At 38.8% G+C, this 20,128-nt stretch carries 16 protein-coding genes; 8 read left to right on the top strand and 8 right to left on the bottom strand.

Annotation, left to right across the window (positions count from 1 at the left end; all coding sequences use genetic code 11):
• Positions 1–191 precede the first annotated feature (191 nt).
• Together C9J36_RS06655 and C9J36_RS06650 are read left to right on the top strand one after the other, a co-directional pair.
• The gene (locus C9J36_RS06655) at positions 192–1,820 is read left to right on the top strand and encodes an FAD-dependent oxidoreductase (protein ID WP_161956383.1); all 1,629 of its coding nucleotides are present in this window, start codon (positions 192–194) and stop codon (positions 1,818–1,820) included.
• 36 nt (positions 1,821–1,856) lie between these two features.
• A complete protein-coding gene (locus C9J36_RS06650) occupies positions 1,857–2,309 on the top strand; it encodes an SRPBCC family protein (RefSeq protein WP_066163601.1) in 453 nt (150 codons plus the stop codon).
• Positions 2,310–2,428: 119 nt separating this feature from the next.
• Here the strand turns inward: C9J36_RS06650 and C9J36_RS06645 are convergent, their stop codons facing one another.
• Genes C9J36_RS06645 through C9J36_RS06630 form a run of 4 tightly spaced genes read right to left on the bottom strand, consistent with a single transcriptional unit; the run spans position 2,429 to position 5,236 of the window.
• The gene (locus C9J36_RS06645) at positions 2,429–3,061 is read right to left on the bottom strand and encodes a TetR/AcrR family transcriptional regulator (RefSeq protein WP_161956382.1); all 633 of its coding nucleotides are present in this window, start codon (positions 3,059–3,061) and stop codon (positions 2,429–2,431) included.
• A 32-nt stretch (positions 3,062–3,093) separates the two neighbouring features.
• Positions 3,094–3,444 (bottom strand): DUF4181 domain-containing protein, encoded by a 351-nt coding sequence (locus C9J36_RS06640; RefSeq protein WP_066163605.1) that lies wholly within the window; start codon positions 3,442–3,444, stop codon positions 3,094–3,096.
• Between the two features lie 24 nt (positions 3,445–3,468).
• Entirely contained in the window at positions 3,469–4,776 is a 1,308-nt protein-coding gene (dsdA, locus tag C9J36_RS06635) for a D-serine ammonia-lyase (RefSeq protein ID WP_107942583.1), read from the bottom strand.
• Positions 4,769–5,236 carry a YaiI/YqxD family protein gene (locus tag C9J36_RS06630; protein WP_107943089.1) on the bottom strand — a complete coding sequence of 156 codons (468 nt, stop codon included), beginning with the start codon at positions 5,234–5,236 and terminating at the stop codon, positions 4,769–4,771. Before C9J36_RS06630 ends, dsdA begins: the two co-directional genes overlap by 8 nt.
• A 177-nt stretch (positions 5,237–5,413) precedes the next feature.
• Between C9J36_RS06630 and gdhA the strand changes: the two genes are divergently transcribed.
• Together gdhA and C9J36_RS06620 are read left to right on the top strand one after the other, a co-directional pair.
• The gene (gene gdhA, locus C9J36_RS06625) at positions 5,414–6,787 is read left to right on the top strand and encodes an NADP-specific glutamate dehydrogenase (RefSeq protein WP_430010626.1); all 1,374 of its coding nucleotides are present in this window, start codon (positions 5,414–5,416) and stop codon (positions 6,785–6,787) included.
• 264 nt (positions 6,788–7,051) lie between these two features.
• On the top strand, positions 7,052–7,735 hold the full coding sequence (locus tag C9J36_RS06620) for a phosphoribosylaminoimidazolesuccinocarboxamide synthase (protein WP_107942582.1): 684 nt from the start codon (positions 7,052–7,054) through the stop codon (positions 7,733–7,735).
• A gap of 78 nt (positions 7,736–7,813) precedes the next feature.
• Here C9J36_RS06620 and chrA read toward each other — a convergent pair whose 3' ends face one another.
• The gene (gene chrA, locus C9J36_RS06615) at positions 7,814–8,977 is read right to left on the bottom strand and encodes a chromate efflux transporter (protein WP_107942581.1); all 1,164 of its coding nucleotides are present in this window, start codon (positions 8,975–8,977) and stop codon (positions 7,814–7,816) included.
• 215 nt (positions 8,978–9,192) lie between these two features.
• Between chrA and pepF (C9J36_RS06610) the strand changes: the two genes are divergently transcribed.
• Complete coding sequence (gene pepF / locus C9J36_RS06610; protein ID WP_107942580.1) at positions 9,193–10,998, top strand: oligoendopeptidase F; 1,806 nt, start codon at positions 9,193–9,195, stop codon at positions 10,996–10,998.
• Positions 10,999–11,482: 484 nt separating this feature from the next.
• Entirely contained in the window at positions 11,483–13,285 is a 1,803-nt protein-coding gene (pepF, locus tag C9J36_RS06605; protein WP_107942579.1) for an oligoendopeptidase F, read from the top strand.
• Positions 13,286–13,548: 263 nt separating this feature from the next.
• Here the strand turns inward: pepF (C9J36_RS06605) and C9J36_RS06600 are convergent, their stop codons facing one another.
• Complete coding sequence (locus C9J36_RS06600; protein WP_066163616.1) at positions 13,549–14,754, bottom strand: NAD(P)-dependent malic enzyme; 1,206 nt, start codon at positions 14,752–14,754, stop codon at positions 13,549–13,551.
• 439 nt (positions 14,755–15,193) lie between these two features.
• Between C9J36_RS06600 and C9J36_RS06595 the strand changes: the two genes are divergently transcribed.
• The gene (locus C9J36_RS06595; RefSeq protein ID WP_107942578.1) at positions 15,194–15,931 is read left to right on the top strand and encodes a sulfite exporter TauE/SafE family protein; all 738 of its coding nucleotides are present in this window, start codon (positions 15,194–15,196) and stop codon (positions 15,929–15,931) included.
• A gap of 12 nt (positions 15,932–15,943) precedes the next feature.
• Positions 15,944–16,756: a S1C family serine protease gene (locus C9J36_RS06590; RefSeq protein ID WP_107942577.1), complete on the top strand. Its 813-nt coding sequence runs from the start codon at positions 15,944–15,946 to the stop codon at positions 16,754–16,756.
• A 477-nt stretch (positions 16,757–17,233) separates the two neighbouring features.
• Here C9J36_RS06590 and C9J36_RS06585 read toward each other — a convergent pair whose 3' ends face one another.
• Together C9J36_RS06585 and C9J36_RS06580 are read right to left on the bottom strand one after the other, a co-directional pair.
• Positions 17,234–18,352 (bottom strand): NAD(P)/FAD-dependent oxidoreductase, encoded by a 1,119-nt coding sequence (locus C9J36_RS06585; RefSeq protein WP_107942576.1) that lies wholly within the window; start codon positions 18,350–18,352, stop codon positions 17,234–17,236.
• A gap of 286 nt (positions 18,353–18,638) precedes the next feature.
• On the bottom strand, positions 18,639–20,081 hold the full coding sequence (locus tag C9J36_RS06580; protein ID WP_107942575.1) for a stalk domain-containing protein: 1,443 nt from the start codon (positions 20,079–20,081) through the stop codon (positions 18,639–18,641).
• Positions 20,082–20,128: the final 47 nt, after the last annotated feature.

Genomic DNA, 20,128 nt, shown 5'->3' with positions numbered 1-20,128 from the left:
GCAGATGCTTTTCTCCACGGATTGTTAGTTGAATCAATCGGGCTTTTTCGGGCACTTCATCTCTCGCTTATCCTTTAACGTATTTTCACGTACTCTATTGAATTTTTAATTTCGCATTGAAATAAAAATCAATTTTCTATATAATCTAAATAATGATAGTGACACTATCAAAATAAAGGGGGATGATTTTTATGTCACATTCAATTCCCACGAATTGGGACAAAGAGGTTGATGTCATCGTTTTAGGTACAGGAGGAGCAGCATTAACTGCGGCAATAGCAGCAGCGGAAAATGATGCTGATGTTCTTGTCTTAGAAAAAACACATCAAATTGGGGGTACAACAGCTTTTTCAGGAGGAATTCCATGGATTCCACTCAATCATTATATGAAGGAGCAAGGTTTTGAAGATAATCGTGAAGCAGCAATTCAATACATTAAGCGCCTTGCACTTGGTAGAGCTGATGAGAAAATGATTGAAACTTTCGTTGATAAAGGACATGAAATAATTCGATTTTTACATGACCATACACCGGTTAAATTCAAAACTCCAGAAAAATATCCAGAATACTATGCGCATATGGATGAAGCACTGAAAAAAGGCACACGTTCTTTGGACCCTATGCCATTTAATATGAATGAAATTGGAGAATGGGGAAATCTGCTACGTCAAAACCCTATTTTCCCTCCGCTAACTTTAGAGGAAGGCGGCGCAATTGGCGGTATTGACTTCCAAGTAGTTGCAGAGCGTATGCAAAATAATGTTGTCACAATGGGTAGAGCATTGATTGCTTCTTTATTTAAAGCATGCTTAGACCGTGGCGTTGAAACTTTGATAGAGACTGCTGGTAAAGATTTAATTATCGGTGAAAACGAAGAAATAATCGGTCTAAAAGCGGAAACGAAAGATGGCCAAACCCTTTACTTCCGTGCACGTAAAGGAGTAATCCTAGCTTCAGGTGGTTTCGAATGGAACAAGCAGCTAGTAAAAGCATTTTTAAAAGCTGAATTTACCCATCCTGTAACACCGCCGGGCAACGAAGGTGATGCACTTATGATGGCAATGAAGGCCGGTGCTGCGCTAGAAAATATGAGTGAGGCTTGGTGGTACCCTGCAATGGTGGACCCAACTTTTGAATATGAAGATAATGTAATGGCACAATTAGGTGGCGGTCGTATGGGACCAAACTCTATCGTTGTAAATAAGTATGGGCGTCGCTTTGTACACGAAGGCACTACATATAATGATATGCCAAGAGCATTTTTCAATTACGACCCAGTGAAAGTTGATTTCCCGAATAAAGGACCGAACTGGATGATTTTTGATCAACAATTAAAAGATCGCGAATTAATTATTACGATGACACCCGGTGACCCTGCACCTGAATGGGTAGATCAAGCTGATTCCCTGCGTGAGCTTGCTATAAAAATTGGCGTAGACCCAGATGGTTTAGAGGATGAAGTACGCAAATGGAATGAATATTGCGAGCAACAGAAGGATAAAGATTTCCATAGAGGCACAATTCAATTTGAAGCATTAACAACTGGCGGCGGTAGCCCTGCCAATAATTTAGGTAAAATTGAAAAAGGACCATTTTATGCTTTACCAATCTATTTAGGTGCACTTGGTACAAATGGTGGACCTAAAATCAATGAAGATGGACAAGTAGTTAACTTCCAAGGCGAGCCGATTAAAGGCTTATACGCTGCTGGAAATGCTTCAGGCAACCCACTTGGTCCTATTTATCCAAGTGCTGGCGGAACAATTGGACCAGCAATGGTGTTTGGCTTCTTAGCAGGTCAGCATGCCGCAAAGCAATAATCAATCAAATCGAATACAATTGGGAAGGTGCATAATATGCCACAAGGAACACATTCAGTAAAAGTACCATTAAACATTCAAAAAATATGGGAATTCGTACACGATATGAATAATTGGGCGCCGCTAGTACCAGGTTATATCGAGCATGAAATTTTAAGTGAAAACCAATCGACATGGGCTTTCAAAGGCGATTTAGGCTTTATGAAAAAAACAGTGAAGCTTCAAATCGATATTAAAGAGTGGAATGAACCCTCTGAAGTCATTTTCGATTTAAAAGGTTTATCTGATAATTTTAAAGGCGGAGGCTATTTCCGTGCGGAAGCAATTGATGAAAATACAACAATGATGCACGGCAATCTCGATATTACTGCTGGCGGAATGATGGGCGCTATGATTAATCAAATTTTAGTAAAATTCGTCCCACAAACTGCCAAAGATTTAACAGATGCAATTGTCAACGAATTATTAGAGATTAATTCAGTAAAATAAGAAATAGGGTTGTCAGAAAGCAAACTAGCGTGCCGCTTTCTGACAACCCTTTACCTTTTTATCGAAAATATCAACTATATGAAGGCTGAAAACATAAGATTTTAAAGCACCTACTCCAACTATTGCATTTTAGTTGATTTACTTAAAAATGTAAGCATCATTTCCTTTATTACGATTAACTCCTGTGGTTTTGGTACAGACAATATCGAATTAGGAAGAAACGTATAAAGAGCGTATTTTTTTATCGCTGTACCAAACAAATTAAAAATGGTTTCCCATGCTTGTTCATCACTGTTTGATAGATGTATACTGCCATCGCACTTCCCCTCTGCGATAATTTCCTTAATAATAGTACTCACTTTATCGTAGGATTTCTCAATAATTTCTATCATACTTTTATCAACGAAATTAAAAGAAATATAAAGCTCAAACGCCTCTAATAATTTAGAAGTTTCACGATTTTCCTCTGAAATATAATGAATATAAGTAGTAAGTACTTCATCAACTTTCTCTATTCCATTTTTATTCGATTGGCTAATTTTCTCAAAGTAAGGTACTTGCTGTTCAATAATTTCTTGTATAACCGCAATAATTAAATCTTCTTTTTTGGGAAAATAGCGAAATAAAGTGGCGATGCCTACTTCAGCTTGGTCTGCTATATTTTGCATTGTTGTGTTTTCAAAGCCACTTCTTGCAAATAATTCAGTTGCCGCCGCTATCATACTTTTACGTCTATCAAGTTTCTTTCTCAAAACATAACCTTCTTTCATTTACAGTAAAGCAATTATAGAAACAATAAAATGGTTGTAGCGCAAGCTAAACAAACGACTACATAGGCGATGGAAATAATATATTTTCGTTGTTCCTTCATAAAAATATATTCAAGCGCGACACGAATAGCGAATACGAGCGCGAAAAACAAAAATAACAGGAAGTACAAATATTTCCCACTAAAGCCTCGCATCGCAATATTTGCGATAAAAAATGCGCATAATAACATTTCTAATACAAAATGAGCTTTGTGTACATATTGATCCATAAACTTTTCATTCTTTTTAATATTAAATTTCTTTCTCAATTTCAAATCGAGTAGACCAGCGAGCAAAAAGCCTACAATTAAAACAGTAATTATCACAGCTTTATACCTTCCTCAAATACATTATTTTTGTAAATATTTATCGCGCCATTCATTCGGGACTAAATCTCCCCCTGTTGACCAAACAAGATGGTGCGCGTTTTGCATAAATGGCTTTAAACCGTTACTATCTATATACGCTGCACCAATACGAGCAAGCTGTATCGGTCCAAAAAAGCCTGCATGTGCGGATGGCTCCATAAAAATATGCTCTCTGCAATACATTTGTCGCAAGCTTGTAAATAAAAATGAATCCTCTACAGTATAACAACCACTCACAATTGTTTCCATCTGTGCGCCAACAAATTTTGATGCACGCCCTACAGCGAGTCCATCAGCCTCCGTCACATTCGTTAAACCAATTTGCTTAACATCAATCTCATCATGTAACCCCGTCATCATGCCAAGTAGCATACAAGGTGACTGCGTTGGCTCAGCAAAGAAAATATGCACATGCGGGCCATATAGCTGCTTCAAGCCATAGCTTATTCCTCCCGGTGCACCACCGACACCACATGGAATATAAACGAATAACGGATGCTCCTGATCAACATTAATTTTTTGTTCCTCAAGCTGCTCCTTCACACGTAGTGCGGCAACCGCATAGCCCGCAAATAAATCAAGAGAATTTTCATCATCGACAAAATGGCATGTCTCATCTTGCTCTGCTTCCAAACGCCCCTGCTTTACCGCTTCGCTATAATCTGCCTCATACTCAATAACTGTCACACCTAAATTTCGCAGTAATTGCTTTTTCCACTCTTTTGCATCCGCTGACATATGCACGGTCACATTAAATCCTAATTTGGCACTAATTATGCCGATACTCAATCCTAAATTACCTGTTGAGCCGACGGCAATTTTATAGTTTTTAAAAAACTGACGGAAGCTTTCATCATTTAATTTACGATAATCGTCTTCTAACGACAATAGCCCATGTCTGATTGCTAAATGTTCCGCATGCTTAATAATTTCGTAAATACCACCGCGTGCCTTTACCGAACCTGCAATTGGTAGCATATGATCACATTTTAATAGAAGATTTCCTTCTATTTTCATTTGAAAAGCACTTTCTAAATAGGTCTGCATCACCTGTGATTCGATAATTGGTGATTCGATAATTCCCTCCCAATCACGTATTTCTGAAAAAGCAGCCTTAAAATATGGGGCAAAGCGTTTTAGCCTTGCCTCTGCGTCATATACAATATCCATCGTAAATGGGAATTCTTGTGTAGCATTTACTTGATTGTTGAGCCAAAAAACAGGTTCAGCTCGCTGTAAATATGGAATTAAAGGGAATTTTTCGATTAGATTCGTTAATGAATTATGCATTATTATTCGTTTCTCCTTTCAATTTTTCGGCGCGTTCACAAATTTGTTGAAAAATTTTTTTGAAGGCAATATTGTTTTCCTCTGTACGCTTTTTCGGTCCTTTTGTTCTTCCACCTGCTCGCCTAAATTTTGCACTTTCATAACGAAAAGCTAGCAACTGGTCTATATTTTCTGCTGTCATTTCTCTTCCATTATGGTCAACTACAAAAGCACCTTTTGCTAAACACATTGCTGCTAGGCCGTAATCACCTGTAATCACAATATCATTTTTCGAAAGCGTATTCACTAGCTTAAAATCAACTGAATCGGGTCCCTTTGGCACAATAATTGTTATAACATTATCACGTTCAATGCGATGGGAAGTATCGCAAAACAAGATTGGTTTTATCTTATATTGAGATGAAACAGATAGCGCCAAATCAATAACTGGGCATGCATCCGCATCAATTAATAATTGAATCAACGATTATTTCCCCTTTCAAAAAAAAGCATTTTTTACTTCTATTTTATTATCTCCATATAATTTTTTGCCGGCTTTTTTTCAGCCATTTCCTCACAAACGAATAAAAATTGATTGAATTGCAAGAAAAATCATAATACTATAACATCTAACAGTATTTTGAGGGAGGAATAAATTATGATGACAGATTTAATTCACAATGAACAATTAGCAAAAGCATATGTCGATGGTGTGTTCGAAAGATTAAAAAAGAAATATGCCTTTGAATCAGAGTTTTTACAAGCAGCTGAAGAAATCTTTTTATCACTAGTACCTGTATTTGCACAAAATCCAGAATATATTCACCATAATATTTTAGCACGTATTGTCGAGCCTGACCGCATAATTTCTTTTCGTGTAGCATGGCAGGATGATGAAAACAATGTACAAGTGAACAGAGGTTATCGTGTGCAATTTAATAATGTGCTAGGCCCATATAAAGGTGGCTTCCGTTTCCACCCAACAGTAAATGAGTCAATAATGAAGTTTTTAGCATTTGAGCAGATTTTCAAAAATGCTTTAACAGGTCAGCCGATTGGCGGTGCGAAAGGCGGCTCCGATTTTGACCCTAAAGGAAAATCCGATGCTGAAATTATGCGTTTTTGCCAAGCCTTTATGACAGAGATGTATCGATATATTGGCCCTGACCGAGATGTACCAGCAGGTGATATTGGTGTTGGCGCTCGTGAAATTGGCTATATGTGGGGTCAATATAAGCGCATTCGCGGGCAATTCGAGCAAGGTGTGTTAACTGGTAAAAAACCTGAATACGGTGGCTCACTAGGACGTAAAGAAGCAACAGGCTATGGCTTAGTCTATTTTGTCAGCGAAATGCTACATGATGCGAAATTAATGTTTATTAATAAAACGGTTATTGTATCTGGCTCTGGCAATGTCGCGATATATGCAATCGAAAAGGCAAAGCACTTCGGCGCAAAAGTTGTTGCATGCTCAGATTCTAACGGCTATATTTATGATTCAAAGGGGCTAGATTTAAAAGCAATTAAAGAAATTAAAGAAGTAAAAGGCGCACGTATTAGCACATATTTAAACTATCATCCTGATGCAGAATACCACGAGGATTGCTCTAAAATTTGGACGATTCCTTGCGATATTGCCCTCCCTTGCGCGACTCAAAATGAGATTAATGGAGAGGCGGCACGTACTCTTGTTGAAAATGGTGTCAAATTAGTTGCTGAAGGAGCAAATATGCCATCCGATTTAGAGGCAATTAACGTCTTTTTAGATGCTGGTATCCTATTTGGACCTGGAAAAGCTGCGAATGCAGGTGGTGTAGCTGTTTCAGCACTTGAAATGGCACAAAACTCAAGCCGTAATAGCTGGACATTTAACGAGGTAGATGCGAAATTACATGACATTATGAAATCCATTTATGCAGAAAGCAAGGAAGCTGCTGAAAAATATGGCTATCAAAATAATTTAGTAGTCGGCTCAAACATCGCAGGCTTTAAGAAAGTAGCGAATGGTATGATTGCAGAGGGTGTTTATTAAGAAGCTGTAGGGACGTCCGAAAAGCGCGCAGAAGCACTGCTTTTCGGATGTTTTATTAGTATTTTTTAAATAGTTAATTTATTTTAAAAGGTTATAAACAGTAAATCTAGTAGCTTTTCTTGAAATTTAGGTTGAATAAATAAAAATCGCCTTTTCAAATGCCCTCTTTAACGTATTTGTAACAAAAACGAACATTTTCTATAGACAAGTTTATAATCGTTCGTGTTACAATATAGCTATATTTTGTGAAATGGAGGGTTTCTTGTGGAATTAGTTTACACAGGTAAAACAAAAGATGTCTTTAAACAAGCAGATGGACACTATTTATTGAAGTTTAAAGATGATGTGACAGGTGAAAATGGTGTATTCGACCCGGGCGCGAATACAGTTGGTTTAACAATCGACGGTGCTGGCTTAGCAGGACTTCGCCTTACTGCATTTTTCTATTCAAAGCTAAATGAACAAGGTGTACCAACACACTATGTAGATGCAAACTTCACTGACGCAACAATGACGGTCAAGCCTGCTTCAGTATTTGGCAATGGCTTAGAAGTTATTTGCCGTTTTAAAGCTGTCGGCTCTTTTTTACGTCGCTATGGTGCATATGCAAAGGAAGGTCAAGACCTCAATGCATTTGTGGAAGTGACAATTAAAGACGATGAGCGTCAAGACCCACCTATTTCAGCGGACGCACTTGATATGCTTGGCATTTTATCATTAGAGGAATACGATATTTTAAAGCAACGCACAATTGAAATTTCTAAATTTGTTGCAGCCGAGCTTGCTAAAAAAGATTTAACTTTATACGATATTAAACTAGAATTTGGTCGCGATGCCAAAACGAATGAAATCCTCTTAATCGATGAAATTTCAGGTGGGAATATGCGTGTATATAAAGGCACAGAATACATTGAACCTCTACAATTAGAAAAAATAATGCTTGCTTAAAACAAAAAACGTCCAAAAAGCGTGCGTGGCACTACTTTTTGGACGTTTTGTTTTTTATTAAACAGCTAATCAAACATGCTACAGCGTAGAGACAAACCCCATTACAATACCTAGTAAAACAACTAACCAAGACGGTTTCTTCCAAAACATTAATAGACTAAACAATATGGATACAACGATAAAATCTTTAGTAGTTAGGACAGTCGTTACCCATAATGGGTCAAATAATGTAGCAAGTAAAATACCAACTACTGCCGCATTCATCCCTTTCACAATAGCTCCAAGCTTGGGATTTTGACTAAACTGTAACCAAAAGGGCAAAGCACCGATGATAAGCAAAAAGGCTGGAAGAAAAATAGCAACGGTTGCCAACACTGCACCAAATAGTCCGCCAATATCTGCCCCTATATAAGTTGCAAATGTAAAAAGCGGGCCTGGAACTGCCTGTGTTAGCCCGTAGCCTGCAAAAAAGCTCGCCTCCGTCATTATGCCTGTAGCGACAAATTCGCGCTCCAACAAGGGCAAAACAACATGCCCTCCCCCAAAGACTAGTGCGCCTGCACGGTAAAACCTTTCGAACCAGTCAAGCCACTGCCATTTTGTCAATTGACTCATGATAGGTAATAAAGCGAGTAAACCGATATATATAATTAAACAAGCAGCACCTAGACGCTTTGATAAAGCAAGCTTGAAGCGCTCCCCCTCTCGCGTAATTGCACTATCCCGAAACAGCATATAGCTCAATATTCCGCTACTTGCTATCACTATAATATGTGACCATGCATTATCAATCAATAGCACTCCTGCTAGTGCAAGTAGTGTTACAATTTTCTCTTTCGACTCAGTAACAAATGATTTTCCCATGCCGATAACTGCATGAATTACAATCGCTACAGCGACAAGTTTCAAGCTATGTAACAAGCTTAGCCCATAATCCCCCTGCACAAAAAACAAGGAAAACAACAATAAAATGACAGCAGATGGCAATGTAAATCCTAAAAACGATAAAATACCACCGAACAAGCCTGCTTTGGCTAAGCCAATGGCAATCCCTACTTGACTGCTAGCTGGTCCAGGGAGAAATTGCGATAGTGCTACAATATTGGCATATGCCTTATCGTTTAGCCATTGCTTACGTTGCACATATGTATCGTAAAAATAGCTAAGATGCGCACTTGGCCCACCAAAAGATGTACAGCCCAGCTTGAAGGCTGTCCAAAACACCTCGAAATACTTCCTCATATTATGAACAATCCCTTTCTACCGACATTAGCAAGCACTACCTTCCAAATTCAACAATATTATTTCCTTTTTTGCATACAATGTAAATGGTATTACGCAATATTTATATTCTTTTAAAATTGTTTACAATTGATAATTAGACGTCATAATTTTTGCGCAATTCCGTAAATGATGGTACAATTTATTTCGAATATCGGAATACGAGGAGGCTTTTTATGTCAACATTAAAACGTAGTGAAGTGAATATCGAGGAAACTTGGAACTTAGCAGATTTATTTGCTACAGAACAGCAATTTGAGGAGGCAATTGTTGAAGCACAATCTGTCGCAGCAGCAATTGCAGAAACATATAAAGGTAAAATTTCAGATGCAGAAAGTGCAGTCAATGTTATCGCTGCATACGAAAAGTTATATGAAAAATTAGTGCCAATTGGTACATACGCAAACCTTTCCCTTAGCGTTGAGCAAACAAATGGTGAGGCACAAATGCGCGCAGCAAAAATCGGGCAAATGAATTCAGCAATTAGCGCCCAGTTATCTTTCATCCAAAGTGAGCTTCTACAGCTTGATGAAAAGGTATTAGTGCAAGCTAGTGAACAAGCGCCACAATATGCCAACTATATTCGCAAGCTATTACGCCAAAAGCCTTACCAGCTACACCCAGAAGCCGAAAAAGCATTAGCGGCATTTGGAACAACTTTTGATGCTGCGTATGGCTTGTACAATACGACTAAATTAGTAGATATGCAGTTCCCTAATTTCGAAGCAAATGGTGAAAGCTATCCACTTAGCTACAATTTATTCGAGGGAGACTGGGAGCCAGAAAATGATAAAGAAATTCGTCACGCTGCATTTAATGCATTCCATAGCAAACTACGCGAATATCAGCATACAACAGCAAAAACATATGATACACATTTAAAAACAGAAAAGACAGAAGCAGATTTACGCGGTTATAACTCTGTTTTCGATTACTTATTACAACCACAGGAAGTCGATCGCACACTTTATGATCGACAAATCAACTTAATTATGTCCGAGTTAGCGCCACATATGCGCCGCTATGCAAAATTACTACAAAAAGTTCATAAGCTAGAGCAAATGACTTTTGCAGACTTAAAAATTTCACTTGACCCATCCTATGAGCCAAAAATCACAACGGAAGAATCCCGCAAATATATGAAGGAAGGCTTAGCTGTTATGGGAGCTGACTATGCAGAAATGCTTGACCGTTCGTTCGATGAGCGCTGGACAGATTTTGCAAACAATGCGGGTAAATCAACAGGTGCATTTTGCTCTAGCCCATTCGGCTATCACCCATATATTTTGATTTCTTGGACAAGTAAAATGAACGAAGTGTTTGTATTAGCGCATGAGCTTGGACACGCGGGTCACTTCTATTTAGCAAATGCTAACCAAAATATTTACAATGCGCGTCCTTCTCTATACTTTATCGAGGCACCATCGACAATGAATGAAATGCTAATGGCAAATCACCTATTACAAAACTCAAGCGATGCGCGCTTCAAACGTTGGGTAATCTCAACAATCGTGTCACGCACTTACTATCATAACTTTGTTACACATTTATTAGAGGCTGCGTATCAGCGTAAAGTATATGAAATTATTGATGCCGGCGGCTCTGTCAACGCAGCGAAATTAAATGAATTAAAACGCGGTGTACTTGAAGAATTCTGGGGCGATACAGTAGATATTTTAGATGGTGCTGAATTAACTTGGATGCGCCAACCACACTACTATATGGGCTTATATCCATATACGTATTCTGCTGGCTTAACGATTTCTACACAAGTATCGAAGCGTATTTTAGAGGAAGGCGAGCCTGCTGTAGCAGATTGGATTAATGTTTTAAAATCGGGTGGTACAAAATCACCTGTCGAGCTTGCAAAAATGGCGGGTGTTGATATTACAACAGAGGAGCCACTACGCAACACAATCGCTTACATCGGTAACTTAATTGATGAGCTAGAAAAGTTAACAGTTGAGCTTGGTGAAATTTAATCACTACAACAAGAGAGGGGCTGTCCAAAAAGCCGTGCATAGCCGGCATTTTGGACAGTAGCAATGATGCTTCACAAAATGTTGATTCATATAAAGTGAACCTTCAATCAGTGGGGGGCTTCGCACACCCCCACTGATTGGTAGTTTCACCATTCGGGTTTTTACAGGCTGTTTGATCCCCCACTTAAACATCTTGTTTTTATCTGCTGTTTTGAAGTGGGGGTCTTACAGCCTGTTAATACGTGATAAACAGAAAGCGCCTCTTTTAAAAATGGGATGAACATTGGCTTTAGCAGTGTTAGCTTTCAGTAAAAGTGAAGCGATGAAAACATTTATTTCAATGCGGTGGCAAAACAAAATGTACTTTTCGGACAGCCCCGATTTATTTATTAAAAATCTTATTTTCGTTGTATCTAGGACGAGTCAGCTTTTTGAACGGCCGAGCTCTTGCTGTTTTAACGAAAAAGATAGGAGGCTAGTTTATATGGCAATATTAAAACGAAATGAAGTAAAGCTTGCAGAAACATGGAACCTTGAGGATTTATTTGAAACAGAGCAACAGTTCGAGGAGACAATTGAAAGTGCCAAACAATACGCAGCCGCTACTGAAGCAAAATATAAAGGGCAAATTACAAATGCGGAAAAAGCAATTGAAGTCATTGCTGCATATGAAGCATATTTAGAAAAAATGATGCCTATTACAACATACGCCTTTCTTGCACAAAGTGTAGACCAAACGAATGGCGAATCACAATTGCGCTCAGCAAAAGTATCGCAGCTAACCTCTTCCTTAAACTCCAAGCTATCATTCATTCAAAGTGAGCTTTTACAGCTTGATGAGGACATTTTACACGGGGCAAGCCAGCTTGCACCACAGTACGCATATTTTATCAATAAACTTTTGCAGCAAAAGCCACATCAACTACATCCAGAGGCAGAAAAAGCGCTCGCTTCATTCGGTACAACATTCGGGGCTGCCTTTGAGCTGTACTACATTACAAAGTTAGTAGATTTGCAATTTCCAGATTTCGAGGTGAACGGTAAAACCTACCCTCTTAGCTATAACTTATTTGAAGGTGACTGGGAATTCGAAAATGATGCTGCTATTCGCCGTACAGCCTTTCATGCATTCCACAATAAATTACGTGATTACCAGCATACAACAGCAAAAACTTACGCTACGCATATTCAACGAGAAAAATCGGAGGCTGATTTACGTGGCTATCATTCAGTTTTTGACTTCTTGTTACAGTCCCAGGAAGTAGACCGCACATTGTATGACCGTCAAATCGACTTAATTATGTCTGAACTTGCCCCGCATATGCGTCGTTATGCAAAACTGCTACAAAAGGTTCATGGCTTAGAGCAAATGACCTTTGCTGATTTAAAAATTTCTTTAGACCCCGCATATGAACCAGTAGTTTCTATCGAGGAAGCGCGTCAATATGTCAAGGATGGTCTCGCTATTTTAGGAGCTGATTATGCAGAAATGCTTGACCGCTCCTTCGATGAACGCTGGATTGATTTTGCACAAAACATTGGCAAATCAAATGGAGCCTTTTGCTCTAGCCCATTCGGCTACCATCCATATGTTTTGATTTCATGGACAAGCCGGATGAAGCAAGTATTTGTTTTGGCGCATGAGCTTGGTCATGCGGGGCATTTCCATTTGGCAAATACACATCAAAATATTTTCGGTGCTCGCCCATCCATGTACTTTATAGAAGCGCCATCGACGATGAATGAAATGCTTATGGCACACCATTTATTACAAAATGCTAGCGATGCACGCTTTAAGCGCTGGGTTATCGCAAAAATGATTTCACGCACCTATTACCATAACTTCGTTACCCATTTACTCGAGGGTGCTTATCAGCGAAAAGTATATGAAATTATCGATGCTGGCGGCTCTGTCAATGCATTAAAGCTTAATGAATTAAAGCGCAGTGTGCTTGAAGAATTTTGGGGCGATGCCATTGAAATAACAGACGGTGCTGAATTAACTTGGATGCGCCAGCTACACTATTATAAAGGCTTGTACCCATATACTTACTCTGCAGGCTTAACTATCGCAACAGAGGCCTCACAGCGCATTTTAACTGAAGGCGAGGCAGCAGTAACAGACTGGCTTAATATGTTAAAAGCAGGTGGCACTAAAACGCCTGTTGAGCTTGCAAAAATGGCAGGTGTCGATATTACGACAGAAGAGCCCTTGCGCAATACTATCGCCTACATCGGTAGCTTAATTGATGAGCTCGAGAAGCTTACAGAAGAGCTTGGCGAATAAAGTGAATCTTCTGGAAACGTCCCAAAAGCGTGCTGTGGCACTGCTTTTGGGACGTTTCAATTGTGTTTCATGAAAGGTATAACTGTTTAGAAAAGTAAAAGATTTCTGCTGAAATCAATGCAAAAAAATAAAAATCAAATTTCTCTGGTAAAAAGAATGGTTTACTTTTTAGACAGCCTCTCCTATTTATAAATTTTTGATATATTTGCAACTTGCCCTATTTTATCCATTCATGTGAGCTTTTCTTTTATTTGTACTCTTTGCTACACCTGCCCTGCTATTATTGGCTGCTGAAATAGTACAGAGACACCTGAGTCAATGGCTGCACTGCCGACAGCCTTCGCTACTACACCGACAACTCGCTCATCAAATGCTTTCGGCACGATATATTCCTCATTCAATTCTTCATCTGTTACGAGTGAGGCAATCGCCTCAACCGCAGCTATTTTCATCGCCTCATTAATATCTGTTGCTCTAACATCTAACGCTCCTCGGAAGACGCCGGGAAATGCTAACACATTATTGATTTGGTTTGGATAGTCGGAGCGCCCTGTTCCAATCACACGTACACCCCATGCTTTTGCATTGTCGTATGTGATTTCTGGATTTGGATTAGCTAAAGCAAATACAATCGGCTCATTATTCATGGAATCAATATGTTCCTTCGTTAGTAAATTAGCAACGGATACACCAATAAATACATCAGCCCCCACTAAAGCATCGCTTAAATAACCCTGCTGTAGCTTATGGTTTGTTAAATGGGCAATGCTTTCTTTAATTGAATTCATTCCCTCTTGACGTCCTTTATAAATAATTCCTGTCGTGTCACACATTAAAATATTCGTAAAGCCCATCTGTACTAAAATACGTAAAATTGCAATACCTGCTGCACCTGCACCATTAATAACAATCTTCACTTCATTAAACTTCTTACCAACAATTTTCAATGCATTTATCAAACCAGCACCTACAACAATTGCTGTCCCATGTTGATCGTCGTGGAACACTGGAATCCCGCACTCCGCACGGAGACGATCCTCAATTTCAAAGCAGCGCGGAGCGGAAATGTCCTCTAAATTAATGCCACCAAATGTCGGTGCAAGAAGCTTTACAGTTTGTACTATTTCGTCAACATTTTTCGTATTCAAGCAAATTGGGACAGCGTCCACATTGGCAAATCGTTTTAATAACAATGCCTTTCCTTCCATTACTGGCAACGCCGCTTCTGGTCCGATATCTCCAAGCCCAAGCACAGCCGTACCATCTGTTACGACAGCAACAAAATTCCCCTTCACTGTATAGTCATAGACAAGGGAGGGATTCCTTTCAATTTCTATGCAAGGTGCTGCTACACCTGGTGAATAAGCTAAGCTTAAATCATATTGGTCAGCAAGTGGAACCTTTGCCTTTATTTCCATTTTTCCGCAATACTCTTCATGTAATTCCAAACCTTTTTGCATTATATCCATTATCATTTCTCCTTCGAATAATCTGAATTTTCTTTATAGTTACGTATCATATCGCCCCGAAATTATTAAGTCAATAATAATGTTTCATTTCCTTTCGAATATACACTTTTTTCTCGGTAAATCATATATTTCAACATCTTGCTCAATTTTTCACATATAAAAAACAGCATTTCTAAACGAAAAAATTATTTTCTTAAAATAACAATAAGATACCGCTTACATTTTTTAGCTCGCGTCTATGTACAGCATTTTTTGTGAAAACATGCACGATTCATTTTCATAGGGAAATTATGAAAAACTTCACAAAGTCCTTACTAAAATCCTCAATTCATCCGTCACATTTTGGACACATTTCTATCCCTATCTACTTATTTTGTACGTACATTTTCATCCCTTGAAAAATAGTGTAAAGTGAAGCATATAGAAAGAAGGCGATTTTTTGTTACTGTTATTATTTTTAATTGGCTTTATAGGCAATATTATTGGCACACTTGCTGGTGGTGGCGGACTGATTACATTACCGACAATGCTGTTAATCGGCATGCCCGTCCACTCTGCAATTGGTGCGAACAAAGTTGCTAGTGCAGTTAGTGCATTATCAAATTTCTATTCTGCCCTGCGTCACAAAGAAGTTACTTTTACAGAGGCACGTCCAATTGCCTTACTTTGCTTTATCGGTGGTTTACTTGGGGGGTTAATTGCCTCGCTATTATCAAGCAAGGTGCTAACGATTATTGCATTATGCTTACTAATTTTTGCCTTTATCTTATCATTTTTAGGCAGAACAAATTTCGGTGAAAAAATCGTTCTTGAGCTAAAGCATCGCACACGTGCACTGTTAATTAGTGTGGGAATTTATGATGGGATGTTTGGACCCGGTAGTGGAACATTGCTATTATATATTTATGCCAATGCTGGCTTAAGCTATATGAAAGCTGTTGTATTAGGTCGTGTAGGTGTCTTTGCTACATGCTTTGGTGCAGCTATTACATACATAATAACTGGACAAATTTTATGGATGGAAACATTGGCATTAATGACAGGTGCCATTATCGGTGCGCAAATTGGCCTATTGCTCTCACGAAAAGTTAGCAATAAGTTGGCAAGCCATTTACTGCGCATCATTACGGTTATTTTAATTATACAACTGGCTTATGATTTACTTGTGTTATCGTAAAGGAGGTAGCAAATGGATAAGCAACAACAGCCCCAAGAAGAACCGTTAACAGAAGAGGAATTTTTGGAGCTTGTGCTAGCAGAGCAAGAAAAAGCTTTGGAGGAAGAAAGACAACAACGATTAAATGGGCAACCAAAAAAGCGACAGCAACGCCCTATCATTCGTCTTATCGTTTATATAATGGCCTTCGCATTAATATTTAATACGTTTGCGATTGTTTTTCAAATTTATTCAATTCCTGCGATTGAATTTATTAAAGTTTCAACAAAGCTATCTCAGCAGGAAAATATCCAACAATATAAAAAGGCTGTTGTCGAAATTTCATCCGAAAATAGTAAAGGGACAGGCTTTGCGATTTCGGCAGACGGCTATATTATAACAAATGAACATGTAATTGATGACGCGCTATCGCTTACTGTCATCTTTCCTGACAACGGCCTATATCAAGCACAAATTGTGGCAAGTAATCCAACAGTTGATTTAGCCATTTTAAAAGTTGAAGCGAAAGAGGAACTACCCTATTTACCATTAGCTGATACTTTTCAGCCAGACGCTCAGCATGTTTATGTAATCGGTAATCCACTTTATTTCACTGGCATCGCCAATGAAGGAACAGTGCTCGAGCCGTTGCTACTAGAGGATTGGCAGGAGCAGGTTATGATGCTTCAAGCGCCAATTTATAAAGGGAATAGCGGAAGTCCTGTTTTAACTGAAGATGGACAAGTAGTAGGTGTCGTCTTTGCGACAACAAAGCATGACAAGCATGGTCGCGTCGGTCTGTTCGTGCCAATTGAGCTTGTACATAAGGAATTACAGCCGCTTTGAAGTGAGGCTGTCCAAAAAGCCGCGCATAGCCAGCCTTTTGGACAGTAGCGATGATGTTTCACAAAATGGTGATTCCTATAAACAGAGAACGCCTCTTTTAAAAATGGGATGAACATTGACTTTAGCAGCGTTATCATTCTGTAAAAGGGAAGCGATGAAAACATTGATTTTAATGCGGTGGCAAAACAAAATGGACTTTTCGGACAACTCCAATTGACGATGGTTTTTTTAGCGAAAAATTAGCTCGTTTTCAAAGAGGTGTTCTCTTTGAAAACGAGAAAACAAAAGGTTTAACAGTGCTTTTCTTAAGAAAAAGTGTAGCTGCCCGAATCGTATTGGCAAAAGGGAAATTTTTGTTTCATCCCTTTCGCAAGAGGAGAAATACCACTCCCCTCTTTGTTTCTCTTATTTTCATAGAAAGCTTACCCTATTCGCTCTTTTATCAAAGCACTCCCCACGGCTTTTTGGACGCCATTCCTACTTCAGGACATTCGCTAAACAATAATTTTCCACCTGAATTTCAGTTGGCAGCCCTTGGGCAAGCTTCGCTAATTCTCTTCCCAAATATGGTCCTACTGTTAAACCACTTGAACCTAATCCATTGGCAACAAGCACATTTGGTGTATTTGGTAATCTCCCTATAACCGGCAAAGCATTTGGAACAACTGGCCGAAATCCTACTTTAATGTCAGCAAACATTGCTTCCTGTAAAGTCGGCGCTATTTGAAAGGCTTTTTCCAGCATCTCATAGGCTGCTCCTACAGTCGGTCGCGCATCAAAGCCTTTATCATCCTCATGCGTTGTACCAATCATCATCCGACCAGCCTCGAATGCTAGCATATACAATGCCGAAGGTGCCATCACAACAGGCCAATGCTCAGACTCATTGTCTTTTAGCTGTAGCTCTAAAATTTGTGCCTTCTGTGGCTTTACTTGCATATCAATTTGCAGTGGCTGTAATGTTTCATTACCCCATGCACCTGTCGTTACAATAATTTCATCTGCCGCAATATGAATGCCATTTACAGTGACAGAAATAGCATCTCTATTCCCAATCTGTAAAGAAGCACTTCCCTCTATGTAATTCGCACCTAATTTGATGGCTGCTTTTTGCATCGCTTCCGTTAGCTTGCGCCCATCCACACGTGCACCCCCGCCTGCGTATGCTGCATATAACGGCTCCGTTATATATGGAAATAATTGTTCAATTTCGCTCGCTGTTAATTTGCTCGTCTCACCAATTTCAGATGCATCTATTTTACGTTTTTCTGCTAATGCTAAAATTTGCTCGATGCGCTTTTCTTCTTGATGAATATGCAATGCCCCCACCTGCTTATAACCAACATCCGTTTCACCTAAATCCACCAATGTTTCAACTAACTGTGGATAATAGGCTGCGCCGTGGCTCGCCAAAAAATACCAATCTTTATTACGACGCTGTGATAGCCATGGACTAATAATGCCTGCCGCTACATTTGTCGCTTTGCCAATATCGTTGCGGTCAATCAATGTCACTTGCGCTTTATTCAAAGCTAAATGAAGGGCAGTAGATGTGCCTAAAATCCCCCCGCCAATTACTACATAATGCTTCGCCATGTCAATCATCCTTTCTTCTAATGCTATTATACTAAAAAAGATATTCGGAGGCGTCCAAAAAATCAGTGCTTTGGCGACTTTTTGAACGTTTCGATAGTATCTCACCAAAGGTATAATTATCCAAATAAAAAAAGATGTTCTTTGGAAACATGATATAGGTTTAATGGCTTTTTTTCTAAATTAAAGTGAATAAGTTAAATCAGATTTTATTGCATTAAAAAAGGGCTGCCTTTTCAGACAGCCCTCGCCCTTTCATTGTGGTTGGTAGCCCTAGATGAAAGGTTTTTTACTCACCACGTAAGCTATAAATAAATGCTTGTGGCACATATGTTTTATTTTTCTCAAGTAATGCAGGAGCTGCTTCCAGTTGTTTAATCGCACGATTATGAGCATATTCCTTTTGCCCACGCGTAATTTCATATGAAGCATTACCTTTTGTTAAAATTGCCCCATTACCAGTTGACTTCACTGTATAACCTAGTTCTTCAGCTAAAATGCGTAATGGCACCATTTTTATACCAGCAATTTCATAGTGGTCATGTGCAATAATTTCTGATATGATGTCTTCCACTTCAACAATTGGCGGCGGTGTTGTAGATTGTTCCTCGCTATCAAGTACAACTATTTTTGATGGTGTCGTTTGAGCTGGAATGCTACGAGTTGAAATTGTATAAAATACGACAGCCTCTTTATTAATCACATCAGCTTGCGTCAATTTTTCACCCGCTCTGTTTGTGATAACAGTATCCTCCGCAATGTTTAGCTTCAATGTATTTTCTTTATTGATGAAGTTTTCATCGAATGTACTTACATTTACGAAGCCAACCTCTTCTGTTTCAACAATAATTACTTCTGGCGCATATTGTGGTGGATAAATTAAAATAACCGGCTTACTGCTATCTACATAGGCTGTAAATTTCATGCCTTTTTTCAATTCTACTGTTTTGCCTGTATTATCTAAGACAATTGTGTCTTCGTCGATTGCTAAATTGAATGGATTTTCTTTGTCTTCATTTGTTAATAATTGTGAACCATTCTCACGCGTATTAATATCGCCAATGACACCTGTAAATTCAATAAAGTCTGCTACTTCTTCCTCCGGCTGAACAACCTCAGCCTCTACTGTCTCTAAAACGACTACATGATACGGACTTGTTTGCGCTGGAATACTAAATGTTGCTGGACCATAAAAAACAATTGCTTCTTTGCCAACGATATCCTCTTGCGTTAATTTTTCACCAGCTAAGTTTGTAATTTGTGATTCCTCTGATAAATTTAACTTTAATGTATTTTCTTTATTGACAAAGTTTTCATCAAATATTCCTACTTCCACAGTACCCATATCACTTGTTTCTATGACTACGACCTCTGGATTATACTGTGGTGGATAAATCATAAGCATTGGCTTATTTTTATTAACGAATGCTGTAAATGACATACCCTCTTTTAAATCCGCTTTTTTACCAGTGTTATCTAAAACTAATGTGTCTTCTTGGATAACTAATGAGAAAATGTTTTCACCTTGTTCAATTGTCGTGAATAGAGCACCGTTATCACGTTTTTCAATTTTACCTAATTTACCTTTTAGTTGGATGAAGTTTGTTGCTACTTCTTCCTTCACTTCATTCGAAATTGGCTCTGCTTTGTCTTGCGCGAAAGCAAGGGGTGCTGTAACTGCAGATGTTGCTAAAGTAGCTGTTAGTGCCATTGTCATTGCTTTTTTCATCATCTATTTCTCTCCTTTAAGCACGTTTCACAGTATTAGTCGTAGCATAC

It is taken from the genome of Metasolibacillus fluoroglycofenilyticus, from assembly GCF_003049645.1.
GTDB lineage: Bacteria > Bacillota > Bacilli > Bacillales_A > Planococcaceae > Metasolibacillus > Metasolibacillus fluoroglycofenilyticus.
Note: the sequence above shows the minus strand (reverse complement) of the source record. Positions and strands in the feature narration are given on the sequence as shown.

Coding starts and splice junctions, on each gene's coding strand:
- C9J36_RS06655 (WP_161956383.1), top strand. CDS start 192: ATGTCACATTCAATTCCCACGAATTGGGACAAAGAGGTTGATGTCATC.
- C9J36_RS06650 (WP_066163601.1), top strand. CDS start 1,857: ATGCCACAAGGAACACATTCAGTAAAAGTACCATTAAACATTCAAAAA.
- dsdA (WP_107942583.1), bottom strand. CDS start 4,776: ATGCATAATTCATTAACGAATCTAATCGAAAAATTCCCTTTAATTCCA.
- gdhA (WP_430010626.1), top strand. CDS start 5,414: ATGATGACAGATTTAATTCACAATGAACAATTAGCAAAAGCATATGTC.
- chrA (WP_107942581.1), bottom strand. CDS start 8,977: ATGAGGAAGTATTTCGAGGTGTTTTGGACAGCCTTCAAGCTGGGCTGT.
- pepF (WP_107942580.1), top strand. CDS start 9,193: ATGTCAACATTAAAACGTAGTGAAGTGAATATCGAGGAAACTTGGAAC.
- pepF (WP_107942579.1), top strand. CDS start 11,483: ATGGCAATATTAAAACGAAATGAAGTAAAGCTTGCAGAAACATGGAAC.
- C9J36_RS06600 (WP_066163616.1), bottom strand. CDS start 14,754: ATGGATATAATGCAAAAAGGTTTGGAATTACATGAAGAGTATTGCGGA.
- C9J36_RS06590 (WP_107942577.1), top strand. CDS start 15,944: ATGGATAAGCAACAACAGCCCCAAGAAGAACCGTTAACAGAAGAGGAA.
- C9J36_RS06585 (WP_107942576.1), bottom strand. CDS start 18,352: ATGGCGAAGCATTATGTAGTAATTGGCGGGGGGATTTTAGGCACATCT.
- C9J36_RS06580 (WP_107942575.1), bottom strand. CDS start 20,081: ATGATGAAAAAAGCAATGACAATGGCACTAACAGCTACTTTAGCAACA.